General features: G+C 36.9%; 19 protein-coding genes. 2 read left to right on the top strand and 17 right to left on the bottom strand.

From position 1 onward, the window contains the following. Positions 1–139 precede the first annotated feature (139 nt). Positions 140–2,032 carry a SulP family inorganic anion transporter gene (locus GN138_RS10645; RefSeq protein WP_157363905.1) on the top strand — a complete coding sequence of 631 codons (1,893 nt, stop codon included), beginning with the start codon at positions 140–142 and terminating at the stop codon, positions 2,030–2,032. Between the two features lie 67 nt (positions 2,033–2,099). Here the strand turns inward: GN138_RS10645 and GN138_RS10640 are convergent, their stop codons facing one another. The 3 genes from GN138_RS10640 to GN138_RS10630 all read right to left on the bottom strand — a co-directional run bounded on the left by GN138_RS10640 (position 2,100) and on the right by GN138_RS10630 (position 7,022). After that, positions 2,100–4,187, bottom strand: a complete 2,088-nt coding sequence (locus tag GN138_RS10640; RefSeq protein WP_157363903.1) for an alpha-ketoacid dehydrogenase subunit alpha/beta — start codon at positions 4,185–4,187, stop codon at positions 2,100–2,102. Positions 4,188–4,553: 366 nt separating this feature from the next. Further along, a complete protein-coding gene (locus tag GN138_RS10635; protein ID WP_157363901.1) occupies positions 4,554–5,621 on the bottom strand; it encodes a branched-chain amino acid aminotransferase in 1,068 nt (355 codons plus the stop codon). Positions 5,622–5,708: 87 nt separating this feature from the next. Further along, positions 5,709–7,022, bottom strand: coding sequence for a dihydrolipoamide acetyltransferase family protein (locus tag GN138_RS10630; protein WP_231743063.1), 1,314 nt, complete (start codon positions 7,020–7,022; stop codon positions 5,709–5,711). Positions 7,023–7,194: 172 nt separating this feature from the next. On the opposite strand from GN138_RS10630, the gene GN138_RS10625 reads away from it, so the two are divergent. Further along, positions 7,195–7,671: an Lrp/AsnC family transcriptional regulator gene (locus tag GN138_RS10625; protein ID WP_157363899.1), complete on the top strand. Its 477-nt coding sequence runs from the start codon at positions 7,195–7,197 to the stop codon at positions 7,669–7,671. Between the two features lie 109 nt (positions 7,672–7,780). Here the strand turns inward: GN138_RS10625 and GN138_RS10620 are convergent, their stop codons facing one another. The 14 genes from GN138_RS10620 to GN138_RS10555 form a co-directional block, all read right to left on the bottom strand. Next, positions 7,781–8,380 carry an acyltransferase gene (locus tag GN138_RS10620; protein WP_157363897.1) on the bottom strand — a complete coding sequence of 200 codons (600 nt, stop codon included), beginning with the start codon at positions 8,378–8,380 and terminating at the stop codon, positions 7,781–7,783. Positions 8,381–8,434: 54 nt separating this feature from the next. Next, positions 8,435–9,193, bottom strand: coding sequence for an enoyl-CoA hydratase/isomerase family protein (locus tag GN138_RS10615; RefSeq protein WP_157363895.1), 759 nt, complete (start codon positions 9,191–9,193; stop codon positions 8,435–8,437). A gap of 2 nt (positions 9,194–9,195) precedes the next feature. Then, positions 9,196–11,733 (bottom strand): phenylacetic acid degradation bifunctional protein PaaZ, encoded by a 2,538-nt coding sequence (gene paaZ, locus GN138_RS10610; RefSeq protein WP_157363893.1) that lies wholly within the window; start codon positions 11,731–11,733, stop codon positions 9,196–9,198. 213 nt (positions 11,734–11,946) lie between these two features. Further along, on the bottom strand, positions 11,947–13,188 hold the full coding sequence (pcaF, locus tag GN138_RS10605; RefSeq protein ID WP_157363891.1) for a 3-oxoadipyl-CoA thiolase: 1,242 nt from the start codon (positions 13,186–13,188) through the stop codon (positions 11,947–11,949). 2 nt (positions 13,189–13,190) lie between these two features. After that, on the bottom strand, positions 13,191–13,571 hold the full coding sequence (locus GN138_RS10600; protein WP_157363889.1) for a four helix bundle protein: 381 nt from the start codon (positions 13,569–13,571) through the stop codon (positions 13,191–13,193). A gap of 46 nt (positions 13,572–13,617) precedes the next feature. Beyond that, a complete protein-coding gene (locus GN138_RS10595; RefSeq protein WP_157363887.1) occupies positions 13,618–14,028 on the bottom strand; it encodes a hotdog fold thioesterase in 411 nt (136 codons plus the stop codon). 110 nt (positions 14,029–14,138) lie between these two features. Further along, entirely contained in the window at positions 14,139–15,293 is a 1,155-nt protein-coding gene (locus tag GN138_RS10590) for a 3-hydroxyacyl-CoA dehydrogenase NAD-binding domain-containing protein (RefSeq protein WP_157363885.1), read from the bottom strand. Between the two features lie 146 nt (positions 15,294–15,439). After that, positions 15,440–16,375 (bottom strand): pyridoxal-phosphate dependent enzyme, encoded by a 936-nt coding sequence (locus GN138_RS10585; protein WP_157363883.1) that lies wholly within the window; start codon positions 16,373–16,375, stop codon positions 15,440–15,442. A gap of 43 nt (positions 16,376–16,418) precedes the next feature. Further along, positions 16,419–17,198, bottom strand: a complete 780-nt coding sequence (locus tag GN138_RS10580; RefSeq protein ID WP_157363881.1) for an enoyl-CoA hydratase-related protein — start codon at positions 17,196–17,198, stop codon at positions 16,419–16,421. Positions 17,199–17,258: 60 nt separating this feature from the next. Continuing rightward, on the bottom strand, positions 17,259–17,795 hold the full coding sequence (gene paaD / locus GN138_RS10575) for a 1,2-phenylacetyl-CoA epoxidase subunit PaaD (protein ID WP_157363879.1): 537 nt from the start codon (positions 17,793–17,795) through the stop codon (positions 17,259–17,261). 39 nt (positions 17,796–17,834) lie between these two features. Continuing rightward, entirely contained in the window at positions 17,835–18,587 is a 753-nt protein-coding gene (gene paaC / locus GN138_RS10570; RefSeq protein WP_157363877.1) for a 1,2-phenylacetyl-CoA epoxidase subunit PaaC, read from the bottom strand. 243 nt (positions 18,588–18,830) lie between these two features. Beyond that, positions 18,831–19,115: a 1,2-phenylacetyl-CoA epoxidase subunit PaaB gene (gene paaB, locus GN138_RS10565; RefSeq protein ID WP_157363875.1), complete on the bottom strand. Its 285-nt coding sequence runs from the start codon at positions 19,113–19,115 to the stop codon at positions 18,831–18,833. Positions 19,116–19,198: 83 nt separating this feature from the next. Next, entirely contained in the window at positions 19,199–20,155 is a 957-nt protein-coding gene (paaA, locus tag GN138_RS10560; RefSeq protein WP_157363873.1) for a 1,2-phenylacetyl-CoA epoxidase subunit PaaA, read from the bottom strand. 108 nt (positions 20,156–20,263) lie between these two features. Beyond that, positions 20,264–21,337, bottom strand: coding sequence for a 2Fe-2S iron-sulfur cluster-binding protein (locus tag GN138_RS10555; RefSeq protein ID WP_157363871.1), 1,074 nt, complete (start codon positions 21,335–21,337; stop codon positions 20,264–20,266). Positions 21,338–21,408: the final 71 nt, after the last annotated feature.

The raw sequence follows: 21,408 nt of genomic DNA, 5'->3' as shown, positions 1-21,408 counted from the left end.
TTCGCCATATAATTACAAAGCACTAGTAATAAGCTAGTGCTTTTTTTGTTTCATAGCGTATTTAGCTAGACTTTAAATCTAAAACGTATATCTTTGCCGCCTTTTAAAAGCATATATTATGAAACTCGGGTCAAAAACAATGAAAAATTTTACGCAAAACCCTAAGAACGATATTCTTTCTGGTATAACGGTATCATTAGCAATGATTCCAGAAGTTGTTGCTTTTGCGTTTGTTGCACAAATTAGTCCAATTGTTGCTTTATTTGGAGCTTTTATAATAGGTTTAATTTCTGCTCTTTTTGGAGGTAGACCAGGTTTAATATCTGGAGCAGCAGGTGCTGTAGCTGTTATTTTTGTTCACATGATACAAGAAGGGCACGCCAAAGGTCTCCTTTTTGATACTCCTGTAGAAAATATGGGCTATTTTTATTTATTAGCTGCTGTTGTTTTAATGGGAATCATTCAGGTTTTAGCAGGATTATTTAAGCTTGGTAAGTTCGTTCGTTTAATTCCACACCCTGTAATGATGGGCTTTGTAAACGGATTAGCCATAGTAATCTTTATGGCTCAGCTAGGTATGTTTAAAGAGAACACCAAAGATATTTTTGGTCAAAACATGCGTAAAACAGAATCTAAAGAGTTAGTTTATAATGTACAAAACAACGCCGTAAAAGATTTAATTTCAGGCACTACGATATTCTCAATAGATAATGAATCTGTAAAAAATATTAAAACAAACGAAGATGTATTTGTTATAGCAGACAATCAAGTATATGATATTAATACTAAGAAAGTTGTTTTCAACTTTCATGATGATGGCTTTTATTCTGTAAAGGATAATGGTGTAGTTAAATCTATAATGCAAGGAAACAAACTTTACATTATGATAGGGCTTGTTTTACTTACCATGTTTATAATCTGGGGCTTGCCCAAATTAACAAAGAAACTTCCGGCTGCACTAACCGCAATTTTAATAGTAACATTAATTTCTATTTTTGGAGGCCTTCAATCTATTAATGTTGGTGATTTTATTAGAGATGGAGGAGGCGCTGGTCTTAATGGTTTTGATGAACTATCTAGTAAACTCAACATTGCTGAACTATGGAGTAATTTACCATTTAATTTAGACACTTTAAAATTTATTGCGCCTTATGCCTTTTTAGCAGCATCTGTTGGATTGATTGAAACATTAATGACTATGAATCTAGTAGATGAGTTAACTGACACAAGAGGAAATGGAAATAAAGAATGTGTAGCTCAAGGTGCAGGAAATATGTTAAGCGGATTATTTGGTGGAACTGGTGGTTGCGGAATGATTGGTCAAACCGTAATTAATATTAATGCAGGAGGACGAGGTAGACTTTCTGGTGTAATTATGGCTGTCACATTATTAACTTTTATACTTTTCGCTGACAAATACATTGAGCAAGTTCCAATTGCGGCATTAGTTGGTGTAATGTTTATGATGGTAATAGAAACATTTGCATGGTCCAGTTTCCGCATCATGAAAAAAATACCAATGTCCGATGCCGTTGTATTAATAATAGTCTCTGTTGTAACTGTAGTATTTGATTTAGCCATCGCAGTTTTTGTTGGTGTAATTATCTCTGCATTATCATTTGCCTGGGAAAACGCTAAAAAAATTAGAGCTAGAAAACGATTTAAAGAAGATGGTACTAAAACATACGAAATTTGGGGACCACTATTCTTTGGTAGTATTACTTCATTTAATGAAAAGTTTGATATTAAAAACGACCCAGATATCGTGGAAATAGATTTTGTTGAAGCCAGAATATCAGACCATTCTGCCATTGAAGCTATTTTTATTTTGGTTGAAAAGTATCAAGCCGCTGGTAAAACCATTAAATTAAAACATTTAAGCCAAGATTGTAAAATTTTGCTGTACAAAGCGAGTCCAAAATTTAAAGATGTTATTGTTGAAGCTATTGATGACCCAAGATATCATCTAGCTGAAAATCCTGAAAAATTCACTAAATCACTTTTTGAATACGATATCTACAAAAACAACTAAACTTTAACAAAGCACACTTTTGACATTAAAAAACAGAGCCATTTATTAATAAAGGCTCTGTTAATTTTTAATAATCTAATATTGCCTCAATTTTAGCTTTCACCTTTTCCGTGGAAGGAATCATAGTCTGTTCTAAAGTTGAATTTAAAGGAATGGCAGGCATATTCTCACTACCAATGGTCATAACAGGTGCATCTAAATATTTAAAACATTCTTCTTGAATTTTTCCAGATAGTGCTCTTGCAAAACTATTGTTTGAAGGTTCTTCAGTAACCACTAAACACTTTCCTGTTTTCTTCAGCGATTGCATAATTGTGTCTTCATCTAATGGAAATAATGTACGTAAATCAATCACTTCAATTTGGTCTTGCATTCCTAATGCTTCTGATGCATTCATAGCCCAATGCACACCCATTCCATACGTTATAATGGTTAAAGTTTCAAAATTATCTTGCTTCCAAATTTCTTGTAACACCCAAGCTTTACCTAAAGGTAGTACGTAATCTTCGCTTGGCTCTACAGAGGTTGCACCTTGCGTTCCCGGTACTTTAGACCAATACAAACCTTTGTGTTCTAAAATCACTACCGGATTTGGGTCGTAATACGCCGCTTTCATCAAACCTTTTAAATCGGCTCCATTACTAGGGTAAGCAATTTTAATTCCTCTAATATTGGTGATTACAGATTCAACAGATGATGAATGGTAAGGCCCTCCACTTCCATAAGCACCAATTGGCACACGAAGAATCATACTCACAGGCCATTTGCCGTTAGACAAATAGCAACTTCTACTTACTTCTGTAAATAACTGATTTAATCCTGGCCAAATATAATCGGCGAACTGAACCTCAACAATGGGTTTTAAACCCACCGCACTCATTCCAACTGTAGAACCTACAATAAAGGCTTCTTGGATTGGTGTATTAAACACTCTGTCGTCTCCAAATTTTTGAGCCAACGTTGCTGCTTCTCTAAAAACACCACCAAGTCTTCCTCCAACATCTTGTCCGTAAAGCAAACATTCTTTATGTTTTTTCATTAACTCTTCTACGGCGAATAAAGCACAATCTACCATTACCACTTTGTCTGCTCCTTCTGGTGAACGTGTTCCTTTTTCTTTGGTAATCGGTGTTGGTGCAAAAACGTTTGTAAATAAATCTTCAGGCTGAGGGTCTTCGGCTAGTAACGCTTTTTCAAAATCTGATTGTACTTTCGCTTTCGCGGAATTTTCTATCTCTTCGACTTCTTTTGTTGAAAACCCTGCATCTAGTAATTGTTGTTTTAAGACAGGGTAAGGGTCACGCGAACGTGCTTCATCTAAATCGTCACGATACCATTCCATACGCACTCCAGATGTATGATGATTTAATAATGGCACTTTTGCATGTACTAAAAATGGTCTGCGCTCAGTTCGGATAGTTTCTATTACGTTTTTAATGGCTTCGTAACTTTCTATAAAGTTGGCACCATCTATTGAAATCGCTTCTAAGCCTTTAAAACCTTGCGCATATTCAAAAGCATTCTGTGCTCTGGTTTCGGCTTCGTTAGCAGAAATGTCCCAACCGTTATCTTGTACCAAATATAAAATTGGCATTTGTTTTAATGCTGCCATTTGAAAAGCTTCTGCTATTTCTCCTTCGGTTACTGAGGCGTCGCCTAGAGAGCAGACTACAAGCCCATCTTCAGTCCTTGCCGAAGGGAACGAAGCCGAATTATGATTACTCGTCACTGCATTTTTTAAACCTTGTTTTTCTAAATATTGCAGTCCCATGGCAACACCAGTTGCAGGAATAGCTTGCATTCCTGTTGCTGAGGATTGGTGTGGAATCTTTGGTTTATCATCATCCTTTAAACTTGGGTGCGAATAGTAAGTTCTTCCACCAGAAAAAGGGTCGTCTTTTTTGGCTAATAATTGCAACATTAAATCGTAAGGCTCTAATCCAAATGATAATAACATGGCATCATCTCTATAATACGGAAAGGCATAATCTTGAGGTAATAATTGTAGCCCTAAAGCGATTTGAATGGCTTCGTGCCCTCTGGATGTGGCGTGTACGTATTTAGAAACTTGTTTAAAATTAGCTTCGTATAACTCTGCCATTGCTTTTGCTGTGCAGAGTTTTGAAAATCCTTTTTTTAGTGTTTCTTTTTTCATGTTATGCTGAATTTATTTCAGTATTGATAACCGCGAAAGCAGTTATTTTTTGTCATTCCTGCGCAGGCAGGAATGACAAACTTAAATTTATAAGACTAAGAGTTTCATAGAAATTTTTCCCTTTGCTCTGAATGATAACTCTGTGTCAGTTCGAGTGAAATTGCTTTTTCTTCAATTTTGTCTCACGAACTTTTTATTTTACTTCTCGATACAATTTGCTCATGCTTCACAAATCACTCGAAGTGACGTTATGTACTATTGGACCGTTACTTCCGCGTTAGGGATTGCAGCGGCATCCTTTTTTGCCATTAAAAGCAAAAAAGATATAGCGTAAAGCCCGACCCTTGTGGTAACGCCCAAATTATTTTAAACTAACTGCTTTTCAATTTTAACCATCCAACCAAATTTATCTTCAATTTTTCCTGTTTTTATTGCATTTAGCGTATCGTTAACCTCTAAACCAACCGGACTTTTGTCGGATACATGAATGGTATGTTCTCCCATAGCAATTTCTTGAATGTAAGCAATACCAACGGCTGTTCCGGTTCCGAAGGCTTCTTCTAAAGTACCATCTAAGGAAGCATCACGAATTTCTTGAATGGTTATGGCGCGTTCTGTAACGTCGTAACCTTTGTCTCGTAAAATATCGATGACACTCATTCTGGTAATGCCATCTAAAATGGAACCGTCTCGTTTTGGTGTGATGAATTTTCCGTTGACTTTAAAGAAAATATTCATGGTACCGACTTCTTGAATATAGTTGTGTTCTACAGCATCTAACCATAGAACTTGGTCGTAACCTTTGGCCTTAGCATATTCCGTTGGGCGAATGGCTGCTGCGTAGTTTCCTGCTGCTTTAGCTTCACCTGTTCCGCCTGAGGCTGCTCGTATGTATTTGTTTTCTGCCCATAGTTTTATGCGCTTTGTAAAAAATGGACCAGCTGGTGAGGCCATAATGATGAACTTAAAATGTGTTGCCGCGCGCATACCAATGAAGGCTTCGTCGGCATACATGAATGGTCTTAAATAGAGTGCACTTCCGTCGATTGGTGGAATCCAGTTACGCTCTAAATCTACTAATTGTTTTAGTCCTTCTACAAATAAATCTTCAGGAAACGATGGCATTCCCATTCGGTCTGCACTAAAATTTAGCCTTTCTGCATTTTTATCTGCTCTAAATAGCATTGGGTTACCGTCGGCATCAACAGTAGCTTTCATACCTTCAAATATAGCTTGTCCGTAATGTAAAGCCATGGCTGCAGGATGTGTAGGAATCATTCCCATGGGTTCAATTCTTGGATTTTCCCATACGCCATTGTTATAATCACAAATAAACATATGGTCTGTAAATGTTGTGCCTAATGGTATGTTGTTAAAGTCTACGTTTTTGACTTTGGATTCGGTTACTGTGGTTATTGAAATGTTGTGTTTCATATACTTTGTCATTCCTGCGAAGGCAGGAATCTATTTATGTTATACTTCTTTTGTGGATTCCTGCTTGCGCAGGAATAACAAAACGGGTTATATTATTCTATTGACATCAAATTGCTCAAAATAATCGGCTACGCGTCTTACAAAGCTTCCGCCTAGAAAGCCATCAACCACTCTATGATCGAATGATAATGATAGATACATCATACTCCTTATGGCGATTTCATCTCCGTGTTCGGTTTCGATAACTTCTGGTCTTTTCTTTATAATTCCTAAGGCTAAAATGGCAACTTCTGGTTGGTTAATAATTGGTGTTCCCATAACGCTACCAAAGGTTCCTACGTTAGAAATGGTGAATGTGCTGCCTTTTATATCGTCTCCTGCTAGTTTGTTTTCTCTTGCTTTTCCTGCAAGCTCATTTACGTTAGCTGCAAGTTCTTTTAAATCTTTAGTATCTGCATTTTTCACTACAGGCACAATTAAATTTCCGCTTGGTAATGCGGTTGCCATACCAATATTGATATCTTCTTTTATGATGATGTTATTGCCATCTACCGAAGCATTAATATTTGGAAAGTCTTTTACGGCTTTCGCGACTGCTTCTACAAATAATGGTGTAAAGGTTAAGCGTTCGCCATACTTATCTTGAAACGCTACTTTGTTAGCATTTCGCCAGTTTACCATATTAGTTAAATCGGCTTCAACATAAGCTGTAACGTGAGGCGACGTGTGTTTAGAATACACCATATGGTCTGCAATCATTTGGCGCATGCGATCCATTTCAATGACCTTACCTTTGCCTTTATCGAATTGCAATTGAGGAATGCGATATGCTGTTGGGTCCTTTTCGGCTATTGGTTGCGCGAATTTGTATGGTCTGCCGTCTTCTAAATATTGAAAGACATCACTTTTTCGTAGTCTGCCTTCGTGACCTGTTGCTGGAATTCTGGCTAATTCTTCAAAACTAATGTGTTGCTCTTTTGCTATTTTAATGATTAATGGTGAAAAGAAAAGAGCCCCTTCTGACTTCCCCAAAGAGGAAGAAACACTCTGCTCTATATAACTTTGCTTATGCTCTTTTTTAGGTTTACGCTTTGAATTCGGTTTCTCACTTTTATTCGATGTGATAACGGTTTCTTCTTTAGATTTTTGCTTCGAACTAGATGCTTCTACTTCTAAAATAGCAATAACTTCACCAACTTTTACCACATCTTTTGCTTGGTATTTGGTTTCTAACAACGTTCCTGAAGCTGGTGCTGGGACTTCGTTATCGACTTTATCTGTAGCGACTTCTAGAATAATGTCTCCTTCCTCAAAAGTATCTCCATCAGAAACTAACCAATTGATTATGGTCCCTTCTGTTATACTTTCGCCCATTTTAGGCATTTTTAATTCGAAAGTCATTCGGTTATAAAATTATTAATTATAAGAATTAAAGATAACACATATCACAATTAACAATTGTTAAAATCTTTTCTTATAACATTAAAAAGAAAATAAATCTTTAAAAGATTAATAAACCAGAATATTTAACTTTTTAATTTTAAATTTACAGTTTTAACCAAATAATTTTCTGATGGCTCATACGCTCGATAAAATAGACATTCAGCTTTTATCTATTCTTCAAAAAAACAGTAACCGAACGACGAAAAGTATTGCGGAAGAACTCGGTATGAGCACTTCTCCCATTTTTGAACGCATTAAAAAATTAGAAAAAGAAGGCTATATTGAAAACTATGTTGCGGTTCTAAACAACAAGAAAATTGGTTTAAAACTAACCGTATTTATTGGTATTACTTTACAAGGCCACACTAGAAGTTATTTGGAAAAATTTGTAAAAGAGATTAATAATTTCCCTGAAGTGGTAGAGTGTCACAGAGTGAGTGGTAATTTTGATTACCTCTTAAAATTAGTAGTTGAAGATATTGAAGCCTACGAGACTTTTATTATTTCGAAATTAACATTATTACCTTATTTAGGAAATGTGCAGAGTTTAATTGCTTTATCGACGAGTAAAGAGACTAATGAAATTGATTTGAGTCGGGTGCTGTGATATTAGATATTACGCAGACAACAGCCGTAGCAATCTTTTAATTCAATAACATCCAATAAGATGATGAGATTTCTCGTCGCTCATTCTTCACTCTGTCGAAATGACAAGTCTACTTGTTAAATGTTTCCCGAAGCGTTTTATACACCTCATCTTGAACTTTCATGTTTTCTGGAACTTCACGTAGTGGCTCAACTTCCTTTAATGACTCATGACAATCGGCTGGTAATTGCTGATACAGCTGTGTGCCTTTGGTTTTCCATGTAATCATTTCGTCTGTAACTCCTCTAATTACTTTTGCCGGATTACCAACGACTAAACTTCGATATGGAATTTTAGTTTCGGCTTTTACAAAAGACATAGCACCAATGATACACTCGTCACCTATTTCTGCATCATCCATTATTACCGTGTTCATGCCTATAAGGCAATTTTTACCCAAATTAGCACCATGAATTATGGCTCCATGACCAACATGTGCACTATCTTTAAGTATCATCGATTTTCCAGGAAACATGTGAATGGTACAATTTTCTTGTACGTTGACACCATCTTCTAAAATAATTTGTCCCCAATCTCCACGAATAGCTGCTCCTGGACCAATGTAGCAGTTTTTACCGATGATAACGTTCCCTGTTACTGCAGCCAATGGATGCACGAAACTGGATTGGTGTACTACTGGAACAAATCCATTAAAAGTGTAAATTGCCATATTTCAGTAAATTTGAATTATACCTACAAGGTTTTTAAATCCTTGCAGGAAAGATTATTTATAAGTCTTTAGTTTTTCTTTTGTAAATTCAGATAAAACCAGTCGTCCACTTGTTGCTGCTCGCTCGGCTAAAAGGTCATCCCAATCATCTGTACCTTGCCAGAATACTTTTTTCATTTCTAGCATCGCTTCAGTATTATAAGTGCATAAGTGTTCTGCTGTTGTTTTAACAGCTTCATCTAATGCTTCTGTTGAGTCAAAAACGTGCGTATATAATCCTTTTTGTTTTGCGAATTCTGGCGAATAAAAGGTATTGGCATCTATGGCAATCTGCGACATAGCGCTTAATCCCATTTTACGCTCTATTGCTGGCCCAACTACAAATGGTCCAATACCAATATTAAGTTCACTTAACTTGATGGCTGCAAATTTTGTAGCCATACAATAATCGGTTGAAGCTGCTAAGCCAACACCACCACCAACGGTTTTACCTTGTATACGTCCAATAATAAATTTTGGACATTTGCGCATCGCATTAATCACGTTTGCAAATCCAGAAAAGAAGACTTTTCCTGTGGCTTCATCATTGATATTGATTAGTTCATTAAAACTTGCGCCAGCACAAAAGGTTCTGTCTCCTCCACTTTTAAGCACGATAACTTTAATGGCATCATTTTGTCCAGCTTCGCTGATGGTATTGGCTAATTCTGCCAATACATCACCTGGCAATGAGTTATGTGCTGGATGAAAAAACTCGATATAGCCTACTTCGTTTTGTATTTCTAATTTTACGTATGGTTGTTGTTCTGACATAATTATATTAATCCAAATTGTTCAAAGTGATGGTTTAAATGTTTTCTTTCGAGTAAGTAAGATTCGTAACGATTCAACTCTCCAAATACTAAATTCTTCAATTTGGCATCTGGATTTTCCTTGAAATACTCAATGTATTTTTTGCGTTGTTCCTTAAACTTCTCAATCGCTGTTTCTAAATCTTGATGTTTTAAATCGTCTAGCGCATCTTTTTCTAACTGTGGAAATTGAGAATTTTGTGGAAACTTTCTATAGTTATACAAGCTTGCGTGCACCTTATCTAAAATCTTTTCTGGTGTGGCAATTTCAAAATCTTGAATTTCGCCAGACGCAATTTTATAAGTATACTCTAAATGCTCTATCATATGTTGAGGCGTCATAATTCCCCATTTTGGTTTAGCGTCTGCTTTTAACTTTGATAAGCATTCGTTGATTTTTTCTTCGGTCATTTCAACAAATGTTTCTTGCTTTTTCTGAACCATTGTTAAAATGGTTGCAACAGCTACTAACGGACTATCTTTGTCGGTTTTTTGACTTTCTGGTCGGTTTTCAAAATTAGCATCAAACACCTCAACGTGCCATTTTACAATACCACTTGGATGCTCTGTTGATGACACATCTCTATCTACTTTTTCCTTGCAGGTTAAACGCACATAAATGGTGTCGTTGTGGTATAACGGTCTTAAAAATCGGATAGAATCCAAACCGTAATTTGCTGCTACAGGACCTTTATTTGGATACACGAATAAACCAGCTGCAGCGGAAATTATAAAATAACCGTGCGCTGTTCGTTTTTCGAAAATACTTCCATCTAAAGAGGTAATATCTGTGTGTGCGTAAAAATGGTCCCAAGTTAGATTGGCAAAATTCTGAATATCAGTATCCGTAAGTGTACGCTTGTGTGTTTTTAAAGACATTCCTGGCTGAATATCTTCCCAATGGTATTGAAACGGATGCTGTTCTGCTTCCTTGTATGCTGCATTTTGCTGGTAAATCCCAGTGATTTCGGTAATGGTTGTTGGCGAACCTTGAATCGCTGTTCGTTGCAAATAGTGCTTAATACCACGCATTCCTCCCATTTCTTCGCCACCACCAGCACGTCCTGGACCTCCGTGAACCAAGTAAGGTAATGGCGAACCGTGACCTGTACTTTGTTTTGCCATTTCGCGATTAATCACCAATATTCTTCCGTGATGACTTGCTGCATTTACTACATAATCAGTCGCGATGTTATCATCATAAGTTGCAATAGAAGACACTAACGAGCCTTTACCCATTTGTGCTAATTGCACAGCTTCGTCCATTGACTTGTATGGCATAATGGTACTTACTGGTCCAAACGCTTCGCGCTCGTGAACTACATTATTCTGGAAAGGATTATCAGTTCTAAACACCACTGGACTTATGAACGCACCTTTATTGGCATCTGCTCCAATGGTTTCGATGTTATCTAGATTGCCATAAACCATTTCAGCTTCTTTACTGATGTCTGCAATGGAACTTTTCACTGCTTCAACTTGCTGTTTACTTACCAATGAGCCCATTCTCACTTCCTTAAGTCTTGGGTCTCCAATGGTTACTTTATCGAGTTCTTTTGCTAGTGCAATTTGAACATCCTCAACTAAATTTTCTGGCACAATGATGCGTCGGATGGCTGTACATTTTTGTCCAGCTTTTACGGTCATTTCCTTACGAACCTCCTTAACGAACAAGTTGAATTCTGGTGTTCCAGGAACTGCATCTTCCCCTAAAATAGAGGCGTTTAACGAATCGGCTTCCATAGTAAAAGGCACTGACTCTTTAATTAATCTCGGATGTGCTTTTAACAAACGACCTGTTGCTGCCGAACCTGTAAAAGTTACGACATCTTGAGATTCAACCGTATCTAAAACAGTTTTTACGGTTCCGTTTATAATTTGAAGTGCGCCTTCTGGTAAAATACCTGAATTGATAATTTCTCTCGCTACAGCTTCTGCCAAATAAGCCGATGATGGCGCTGGTAAAACCACTGCTGGTACACCAGCCATCCAATTGACAGCACACTTTTCTAACATTCCCCAAACCGGAAAATTAAATGCATTGATATGAACCGCAACACCTTTTTTAGGCACCATAATATGATGTGCCATAAAGCGTCCACCACGAGACAAATCGATTGGGTCTCCTTCTACGTGAAATGGTTTGTTTGGAAACAATTTTCGTAATGATGCATTGGCAAACAGGTTACCAAAACCACCTTCAATATCTATCCAACTGTCCACACGCGTTGCACCTGTTCTATAACTTAAATCGTAAAATTGTTCTTTGCGTTTTGTAAGGTAAAGCGCCAATTTTTTAAGCATATTACCTCGCTCTTGAAAGGTCATTTTACGAAGTACTTCGCCTCCTTTTGTGCGTCCGTAATTAAGAACTTCAGGAATATCTAATCCTTCAACAGCCCAATTTGTGAAGTGTTCGCCTGTTATAGCGTCGTAAATTGGTGCTCCTTCTTCTTTTCCTGTGGTCCATTGTCCTTGGACGTAGTGTTGTATTTTGTTCATCTTACTTTATACTTTATTCTGGATTCCTACTTTACTCATCGATTCTTAATTCACTTAATTGAATTCGTGAATCTTCGATTTCGCAGGAATGATAAATCATTTATTAATCACTGACCATCTCTGGCTGGTGCGTTAGCGATTGAGGCTTTGTTGAAGCTCCTCGCAGAGAGCGACTGCCGAAAGCGCGACCCTTGTGGTAACGCCCAAATTATTTTAAATATTCACGTTTTCAATCACAGCGGCATAGCCTTGACCCACGCCAATACACATCGTTACCAATGCGTAACGTTTGTTTTGCTCTTTGAGCTCTAAAGCCGCTGAATAGGCGATTCTGGTGCCTGTAACGCCAAGCGGATGGCCTATTGCGATAGAGCCTCCATTTGGGTTAATTCTTGGGTCATTGTCCGCCAATCCCCAAGCTCTGGTACACGCCAATGCTTGCGCTGCAAAGGCTTCGTTGAGCTCTATAATGTCGATATCGTCCATGGTTAATCCGGCTTTTGCCAAAGCTTTGTTGGACGCCTCAACTGGACCAATGCCCATAATTCGCGGTTCTACACCTACGACAGCGGAACTCACGATGCGCGCTAAAGGCTTTAAATTGTATTTTTTCACAGCCTCTTCTGAAGCTATAATAGTAGCTGCTGCTCCATCGTTTAATCCTGATGCATTTCCTGCGGTTACGCTTCCGCCGTCTTTTTTAAAGGCTGGTCGTAATTTGGCTAAAATCTCTTTTGACGTTGTTGGTTTTACAAATTCGTCTTTCGCAAAAACGATTGGGTCTTTTTTGCGTTGAGGAATTTCAACAGGTAGAATTTCTTTTTCTAATCGTCCGTTTTCTTGTGCTTGTGATGCTTTCATCTGACTCCAGTATGCGAATGCATCTTGGTCTTCTCTTGAAATGTTATATTTTTCGACAAGATTTTCTGCTGTCATTCCCATTCCGTCTGTGCCATACATTTCGTGCATTTTTGAGTTTTCAAAACGCCATCCGAAGGTAGAATCATAAAGTTTTGAATCGCCTCCAAAAGCGCTTGATGGTTTTGCCATTACATATGGTCCGCGTGTCATATTCTCAACACCTCCAGAAATGAACACATCGCCATCTCCTGCTTTTATTGCTCTGTTTGCGTGAATAATTGCTGACAAACCTGAACTACATAATCTGTTTACAGTTTCTCCTGGAACTGTAAATGGTAATCCTGCTAAAAGTGATGCCATACGTGCTACGTTACGATTGTCTTCTCCGGCTTGGTTAGCACAACCCAAAATAACATCGTCGTAGGCTTCTTTTGGGATGTTTGGGTTTCGTTCTACGATTTCTTTGATTACTAAAGCTGCTAAATCATCTGTTCTTACAGCCGATAATGTGCCTTTGTAATTTCCTATTGGTGTTCTAATGCCGTCGATTATATAGGCTTGAGGCCTGAGGTGTGAGGTATTTGTATTGCTCATATTCATTTGTTTATTCTTTTTGAAATAGTAACTCTTAATGATGTAATCATTTTTGATAGTTCAGTAATTAATCTTCTATTATCTTCATCTTCATCACTTGAGATATAATTTCTCATTTGAGCTTTTGAACTACAAGAAACGCACTCATGAGCACTATGCCAGGCATTACCTAAATAATTATAGAATTGTTTGTCAGTTCCACTAGAGCCTTCTGCAATATTTAATGCTATTGAATCTGCTGCTCTTTTGAATTGAGAGGATAATTCAAATCGTTCATCTTTTGGAAACTTTTTAACCATTCTATTTACAACTTCTCCATATTCCATTGCTTTAGTATATACGGTCAAATCCTCAAACTTAAAATGATATTTTGATTTTCTCATATTAATTTTCTTTTTTACCACATTCCTCATACCTCAAGTCTCATACCTATGAATCTTCCCAATCCTTTTGAGTGCGATAAACAACACCTTTAAAAAGGGCTACCAGTTCATCACCTCGTTTTACCTCTACGATATTAAATCCGAGTCTGTTTTTTACGTTTTCTATTACTGATTCTGCTACCAAATAATCCCCTTCATTTAATGCTTCAATATGATTTATACTCGTTTCTATTGACACTGCATATTTGCCATGTGTATTGGCCGCAAATCCGAAAGCTGTGTCTGCCAATGCATAACTGATGCCTCCATGTGCTTTTCCCATACTATTAAGCATTTCATTCCGAACCGTCATTGCCACGCGACAACGACCAATTTCGCATTCTAAGATTTCGATGCCTAACCAAGTACTGAATGCATCTTGACTTAACATTTTATGTGGAATTTGTTCTCCTTTCATATTTCAATTTGTCACTTCGAGTGATTTTCGACAGAAAATTGTATCGAGAAGTTTCGCTTGTTCTCGATACAAAATTGCAGAAAAAGCAATTTCACTCGAACTGACGTTATTTAAAAAAATGTTTTATTTTTTCTATTCATTTTTCGTAATAATGGACTACAACGGTACCTATCTTCATGATATTCATTATATAATTCGTCTAACTTATTTACACACCAATCAATACCTTTTTCGTCTGCCCAAGCCAATAATCCTTTTGGATAATTTACACCTTTGGTCATTGCGTTGTCTATATCTTCTGCTGAAGCAATGTTTAAAAACAAAGCGTCTGCTGCTTCGTTGATTAACATTACTAAAACACGGTCGAAAATGGTTTGTGCTAATTCGCTATCTTCTTTTGGTTCTTGCTTTACAGCACCTTCAGAATAATCATAGTAACCTTTTCCTGTTTTTCTTCCTAAATAGCCTGCTTCACTTAAACGCTTTTGTGTAAAACTCGGTTTGTACCTTGGGTCGAAATAAAAGGCTGTAAATACGGTTTCCGTAACTGTGTAATTAACATCATTGCCAATAAAATCCATTAATTCGAATGGTCCCATTCTGAAACCTCCTAATGTTTTTAAACTATGGTCTATGGTTTCAAAATCAGCAATGCCTTCTTCGTAAATTCTTAAAGCTTCTCCGTAAAATGGTCGCGCTACACGGTTTACGATAAAACCAGGTGTATCCTTGGCAACAGCTACTGTTTTCTTCCAACCTTTTATGATTTCAACCGATTTGTCTAAAACTGCTTTTGAAGTTTGCACTGCTGGAATGACCTCAACTAATTTCATTAATGGTGCTGGGTTGAAAAAGTGAATTCCGATACAACGCTCCGGTTTTTGCAATGATGATGCTATGGATGCTATGGATAAACTCGATGTATTTGATGCAATGATACAATCATCCGCCACATAGCTTTCTAATTCTGAAAAGACTTTCTTCTTGATATCGATATTTTCGACGATAGCTTCAATCGTAAGATTTGAATCTGCTAATGCTTTTAGACTATCGACATAGGTGATATTTGACTGAATTCTGTTTTTTTCTTCAGCATCTATTCGACCTTTTTCAATGAGTCTATTTAATATTTTTTCAAGGCTTGCTTTAGCTTTATCTAAAGCCGCATGGTTGGTGTCGTATAATTTTACGCAACAACCTGCAGTTGCCGCTACTTGAGCGATACCGCTTCCCATTGTTCCTGAACCTATTATTCCTATGTTCATATAAATGCCCACGAAAGTGAGTAACTTTTAATTAAACTTAAATTTATTCCTACAAGGTTTTTAAAACCTTGCAGGACTATTCAATTCGTATTCAACTTTTTCTAAAACACCCCTAAAGTCCCCTCAAGGGGTCATTACTGAGACTTTTAAAATGGTAGATTTTTTAAGTCTACATTTCCGCCAGAAATGATGATTCCGACGCTCTTATTTTTAAATTCTTCTTTATTTTTTAAAACAGCAGCAAAAGCTACTGCGCTTGATGGCTCTACAATTATTTTCATGCGTTCCCAAATGAGTTGCATAGCCTCTTTAATTTCTTGTTCTTCAACTCTGATAATCTTGTCTACCAAAGTTTTTATAATTGGAAAATTACGGTCACCTAAGTAGGTTTTTAAACCATCTGCAATGGTATTTGTACTTTCGTTTTTTTCAATCTTACCTGATTTTAAAGAACGATACGCATCATCGACTTCCATTGGTTCTGCGCCTATTATTTTGCAATTTGGTACAAACTGATTAACAGCCAAAGCTGTACCTGCTAATAATCCACCACCTCCAACTGGTGTAATAATTACATCAAGATTAGGATGCTCCTCTAACAACTCCATTGCTGCTGTTGCGTTACCGTATATGACTTCATCTTGATTTGATGGATGTAAAAATGAGGCTCCTTTTTCTTCCTTAATTTTATTAGCCATAGCTTCTCTTGCCTGAGGTGTAGATTCGCATTCTATGATTTCACCACCATAGGTTTTCACAGCATTCTTTTTTACTTGTGGTGCGTTTTTGGGCATAACAATGTAAGCCTTAACTCCCAATTTTTGAGCTGCTAATGAAACCGCTTGCGCAAAGTTTCCAGACGAATGTGTTACTACACCTCTTTGTCTTTCTTCGTCAGAAAGTGATAAAATGGCATTGGCGGCTCCTCGCATTTTAAAGGCTCCCATTTTTTGAAAATTCTCGCATTTAAAAAACAAATTACAACCTGCTATTTCATCTAATAACTTTGATGTTAACACAGGTGTTTTATGAATAAATGGTTTTATTCTGTTATGGGTTTGTATGAGAGTTTGTTTATTCATATTTGATAAGATCCTGAATCAAGTTCAGGATGACAATAAATTGTCAGTTTCCTTTAAAATTTGGTTTTCTTTTTTCAATAAATGCTGCAGCGCCTTCTGCATAATCATTAGTAATTGCTGCTTCTATCTGTAATTTAGATTCTAATGCTAATTGTTCTTCTAAATTATTGGTTAAGGATTGATTAAACGCTTCCTTAATTTTTCCTAAAGCTAATGTTGGCATATTAGCGAGTTTTAAGGCTAATTTACTCACGTCTTCTTCAAAACTTTCTAATGGCAATACTTTGTAAATCATTCCCATTTTTTCGGCTTCATCGGCAGACACTTTATCTCCTAACATTGCTAATGCTAATGCTTTTTGAAAACCAATAAGTCTAGGTAAAAAGAAAGTTCCTGCGCTATCAGGAATCAAACCTATTAAACTAAATGCCTGAATAAAACTTACTTTTTCATGAGCCACAACAATATCACAAGCCAATGCGATGTTTGCTCCTGCTCCAGCTGCTACACCATTGACTGCTGCAATAATTGGTTTTTTAATTGCTCGAATTCTGGTGATAATTGGATTATAATGCTCGTCTAGTATTTTTTTAAAACCTGGATTTAAGTCTGGGTCTGTAACTTCTTTTAAGTCTTGACCAGCACAAAATGCTTTTCCTGCTCCTGTGATTACAATGGCTCTAACGTCTGCATTTGTTTCGCAAGCATCTAAAGTATCTTGAAATAGAAATGCCATTTCTCTATTTATACTATTAAATACTTCTGGTCTGTTAAGCGTGATGGTTGCTATTTGGTTTTCTATTTTTAGTTCTATTGAACTCATAATTTTATAATTATTAATCTTAATGAGATCCTGAAACGAGTTCAGGATGACAACAAGTTGTCACTTTAAACATTTAAAATAGTCAAAAGGTTCTTGGCAATCGTTGCACTGAAATTGTGCTTTGCATGCTGTAGAACCAAACTGACTTACTAATCTTGTATTTGTGGAACCACAATTAGTACATTTTACTAATCGTTTTCCGTTTAATAGCAGGTCTTTATCTGCTTCTGCATTTAGAGGTGCTGCAATTCCGTATTCTTCTAGTGCTTTACGGCCTCTTGGTGTAATCCAATCGGTTGTCCAAGCTGGATGTAAAATCAAATCTACTTCAGCTGTATAACCTGCTTTTTGCATTGCGCGTTTGATATCATCTCCGATAACATCCATTGCAGGACAGCCACTGTAAGTTGGTGTGATTTCGATTTTTACAATATCATTTTCGATAATCGCAGAACGCACCACTCCCATATCCATAATGGATAACACTGGGATTTCTGGGTCTGAAATAGACTCTAATATCGGAACTAGAACCCCATCCACCTTCCCCAAAGGGGAAGAGTTATCACTCGACTGTAATATTTGATTTTCCTTACTCATATTTTTCTTCTTCCCTTTGGGAAGACTGAGATGGGCTTTTTACCATTCCATATTTGGATAGGCGCGTTGCATATATTGTAAATCGGCTAGCAAGTAACCCATATGTTCGGTATGAATGCCTTGCTTTCCTCCTTTTTGAAAGTATTTGCTTTCTGGAACGCTTAACGTTGCTTCTTCTAAAACTGCATTTACTTCTTCGTAATAAGCGCCTTTTAATTTAGTGACATCTACTCCAACGCCTTCAGCAACCATAGCTTTATCAGCTTCGGTTTGATGGAATAACTCATCGGTATACGTCCATAAATCATTTATTGCGGTTTGAATACGCTTGTGGCTTTCCTCTGTACCATCTCCTAATCGCTTTATCCAATCGGATGAGAAACGCTTGTGGTAACTCACTTCCTTGATGGATTTTTTTGCAATAGCTGATAAGTTTAAATCGGTACTTTTTTCCAATTCGGTTAGCATTAAAAAATGATATACATCGAATAAGAATTGTCTTGCCATTGTGTACCCAAAATCGGTATTTGGTTGCTCTACCAATAAAACATTGAAGTATTCACGTTCTTTACGAAGCATTGCGATATCATCTTCTGTTCTGCCATCGCCTGCTATCTTTGCTGCATATTGATAATAACTACGCACTTGCCCTAGTAAATCTAGTGACATATTGGTGCACGCGATATCGGTTTCTAAACTTGGGCCGTGACCACATAGCTCTCCTAATCTCTGACCGAGAATAAGTGAATTATCTGCGATGCCAAGTAAGTATTTGTATAAATTCTTATTCATTGTATTTTAAATTGAAATTGAATTCTAATATGAAGTCGAAGACAATCAATTAGTAGTTTCACTATACTTTCAAAATTTAATTATTCAAGTTTTAACACCCTTAAAGTCCCCTCAAGGGGACAATCTTAAGTATCAAAATATGTTTTTCAATTCATGAGATTCCTGCTTGTGCAGGAATGACAGTTCGTTTTAATTTATGAGTTTCCCGTTTTCACGGGAATTGTAATTTGAGCATAGCTCAAATTACATATGCTTTACTTCATCTGGTAAATCGTAAAATGTTGGATGACGATATACTTTATCTTGAGCAGGCTCAAACATTTCGCCATTGTTTTCTGGGTTAGATGCTGTAATGTGCTTAGATTCTACCACCCAAATACTTACACCTTCGCTTCGTCTTGTATAGACATCTCTTGCATTTTCTAATGCCATTTCTGCATCTGCTGCGTGTAAGCTTCCGCAGTGTCTGTGTTCTAATCCGTTTTTGCTTCTTACGAAGACTTCCCAAAGTGGCCAGTTTTTACTCATTTTAAGTTGATTTTTTTACATATTTTAAAAACACCCCTAAAGTCCCCTCTAGGGGACAATACACCTAAGCGCATTAAGTGTTATTACATAGCTAGTTTCTCTTTTCGTTCTTGTTTCTTTTCGGCATGAGCCATTGCTGCATCTCTAACCCATTTTCCATTCTCCCATGCGTCAACTCTTGCTTTCATACGTACTTTATTCATTGGGCCATGACCTTTTACAACTTGCCAGAACTCATCCCAATTGATTTCTCCAAAGTCATAGCTTTGACGTTCTTCATTCCATTTTAAATCTGAATCTGGAATTGTAAGTCCTAAAATATCAGCTTGCGGAACCGTTTGGTCTATAAATTGCTGACGCAAATCGTCATTAGACTTACGTTTTAATTTCCATTTCATGGATTGTTCGGTGTGAATAGACTCGGCATCCGTAGGACCTAACATCATTAAGCTTGGCCACCACCAACGGTTTAATGCATCTTGTGCCATTTCTTTTTGCTCTGGTGTGCCATTGCAAAGCTTTAGCATAATTTCATACCCTTGACGTTGATGAAAACTTTCTTCCTTACACACACGAATCATTGCTCTTGCATATGGTCCATAAGAAGTATTACACAATGGTACTTGATTGATAATTGCTGCACCATCTACTAACCAACCTATGGCTCCCATATCTGCCCATGTAATGGTTGGGTAATTAAATATGGATGAATATTTTGCTTTACCTTTGTGTAATTGCTCGTACATTTCTTCTCTAGAGACACCTAAAGTTTCGGTTGCTGAATATAGATATAAACCGTGTCCGGCTTCGTCTTGTACTTTTGCAAGCAATGCCACTTTGCGACGTAATGAAGGTGCTCTAGTAATCCAGTTACCTTCTGGTAACATACCTACAATTTCGGAATGTGCGTGTTGCGACATTTGCCTAATATGCGTTTTACGATATTTTTCTGGCATCCAATCTTTTGGTTCGATTTTTTCGTCTCTTGCGATACGTGCTTCGAATTGGGCTTCTAGATTTTTTATTTGTTCTTCACTCATTTTTTTAAGCTTTTAGCTGTTGGCTATTGGCCTTTAGCTTGTTGAACTCTAACTTTTCTTTTTCAAAGTATTATGGATTCCTGCCTACGCAGGAATGACAAATCTTATTTATACATCGAAATCGACAACTACTTTATCTGATGTTGGAACTGCTTGACAGCTAAGTACCAAATTTTGAGAGACTTCTTTATCGTCTAACGCGTAATTTATTTTCATTTCTACTGTTCCTTCTTTAACTTCGCATTTGCAGGTGCTACAAACACCACCTTTACAAGCAAATGGTAAATCTGCTCCTGCTCCTAGTGCAGCATCTAAAATATTATCGTATTCTTTGGTCATTGTGAAGGCGAATTCTTTTCCTCCATCTACAATGATTACTTCAGTACCTTCAACATCTTGCTGTGCTAAACGTTCTGCACGTTTTATGTCTTCTTCTGACAATCCTGTTACAAATAACTCAAAATGCACTAATTCTTTTGGTAATCCTGCGTTTATTAAATACTCACTTACGAAGTGTACCATTTTTTCTGGACCACAAAGAAACACTTCGTTTGTATCTGGAATATCGATAAACGTTTTTGTTAGTACTTCCATTTTTTCGTCATCAAAACGCCCATTAAACAGCTCAATATCGCGCTTTTCTTTGGTTAAGAAATAATAGATTTCTAATCTACCGAAATAGGTGTTTCTAAGCTGCTCCAAGGCTTCCTTAAAGATAATGGATTTTGCGGTTTTATTTACATAAAACAACTTACACGTGGCATTAGGCTCTGCAGATAAATGTGCTTTTAGCATTGAAAGTATTGGCGTGATGCCGCTTCCTGCTGCAAAAAAAAGATAGTTTTTTGATTCATTAGGATTGCACTCTATGCCAAAAGTTCCGCTTGGTGACATAACTTCTAGTTCGTCTCCAACTTTCAATTCATTATTCACAAACGTTGAAAACTTACCACCTGGAATTTGTTTAACCGCAACTTGCCACTTGTTATCGTTTGGACCTGTACAGAGTGAGTATGAACGCCGAATATCTTCGCCATTAATATCTGCTTTAAGCGTTAGATGTTGTCCTTGACGGAATTTAAATTCCTTCTCCAACGCTTCTGGAATATTAAAAGAAACTACAGAAGTATCTTCTGTCTCTTTGTAAATGTCTTTAATTCCTAATTTATAAAACTCTGCCATTAACAGTTATTATCTATTACTTAATTTTTAAAGATTTATCCGAAATCGTTTTCGGAATATTATTTTAAAAA

This window comes from Winogradskyella endarachnes, assembly GCF_009741275.1.
In the GTDB taxonomy this organism is placed as follows: domain Bacteria; phylum Bacteroidota; class Bacteroidia; order Flavobacteriales; family Flavobacteriaceae; genus Winogradskyella; species Winogradskyella endarachnes.
This window is presented reverse-complemented; position numbering and strand designations above follow the sequence as displayed.

Excerpts from the sequence above, each read along its gene's own strand:
- GN138_RS10625 (WP_157363899.1), top strand. The coding sequence starts at position 7,195 with ATGGCTCATACGCTCGATAAAATAGACATTCAGCTTTTATCTATTCTT.
- GN138_RS10600 (WP_157363889.1), bottom strand. The coding sequence starts at position 13,571 with ATGAGAAAATCAAAATATCATTTTAAGTTTGAGGATTTGACCGTATAT.
- GN138_RS10595 (WP_157363887.1), bottom strand. The coding sequence starts at position 14,028 with ATGAAAGGAGAACAAATTCCACATAAAATGTTAAGTCAAGATGCATTC.
- paaZ (WP_157363893.1), bottom strand. The coding sequence starts at position 11,733 with ATGAACAAAATACAACACTACGTCCAAGGACAATGGACCACAGGAAAA.
- GN138_RS10620 (WP_157363897.1), bottom strand. The coding sequence starts at position 8,380 with ATGGCAATTTACACTTTTAATGGATTTGTTCCAGTAGTACACCAATCC.
- GN138_RS10590 (WP_157363885.1), bottom strand. The coding sequence starts at position 15,293 with ATGAACATAGGAATAATAGGTTCAGGAACAATGGGAAGCGGTATCGCT.
- GN138_RS10640 (WP_157363903.1), bottom strand. The coding sequence starts at position 4,187 with ATGAAAAAAGAAACACTAAAAAAAGGATTTTCAAAACTCTGCACAGCA.
- GN138_RS10645 (WP_157363905.1), top strand. The coding sequence starts at position 140 with ATGAAAAATTTTACGCAAAACCCTAAGAACGATATTCTTTCTGGTATA.
- paaA (WP_157363873.1), bottom strand. The coding sequence starts at position 20,155 with ATGAGTGAAGAACAAATAAAAAATCTAGAAGCCCAATTCGAAGCACGT.
- GN138_RS10635 (WP_157363901.1), bottom strand. The coding sequence starts at position 5,621 with ATGAAACACAACATTTCAATAACCACAGTAACCGAATCCAAAGTCAAA.
- GN138_RS10585 (WP_157363883.1), bottom strand. The coding sequence starts at position 16,375 with ATGAATAAACAAACTCTCATACAAACCCATAACAGAATAAAACCATTT.
- GN138_RS10615 (WP_157363895.1), bottom strand. The coding sequence starts at position 9,193 with ATGTCAGAACAACAACCATACGTAAAATTAGAAATACAAAACGAAGTA.
- GN138_RS10580 (WP_157363881.1), bottom strand. The coding sequence starts at position 17,198 with ATGAGTTCAATAGAACTAAAAATAGAAAACCAAATAGCAACCATCACG.
- GN138_RS10630 (WP_231743063.1), bottom strand. The coding sequence starts at position 7,022 with ATGACTTTCGAATTAAAAATGCCTAAAATGGGCGAAAGTATAACAGAA.
- pcaF (WP_157363891.1), bottom strand. The coding sequence starts at position 13,188 with ATGAGCAATACAAATACCTCACACCTCAGGCCTCAAGCCTATATAATC.
- paaB (WP_157363875.1), bottom strand. The coding sequence starts at position 19,115 with ATGAGTAAAAACTGGCCACTTTGGGAAGTCTTCGTAAGAAGCAAAAAC.
- paaD (WP_157363879.1), bottom strand. The coding sequence starts at position 17,795 with ATGAGTAAGGAAAATCAAATATTACAGTCGAGTGATAACTCTTCCCCT.
- GN138_RS10555 (WP_157363871.1), bottom strand. The coding sequence starts at position 21,337 with ATGGCAGAGTTTTATAAATTAGGAATTAAAGACATTTACAAAGAGACA.
- paaC (WP_157363877.1), bottom strand. The coding sequence starts at position 18,587 with ATGAATAAGAATTTATACAAATACTTACTTGGCATCGCAGATAATTCA.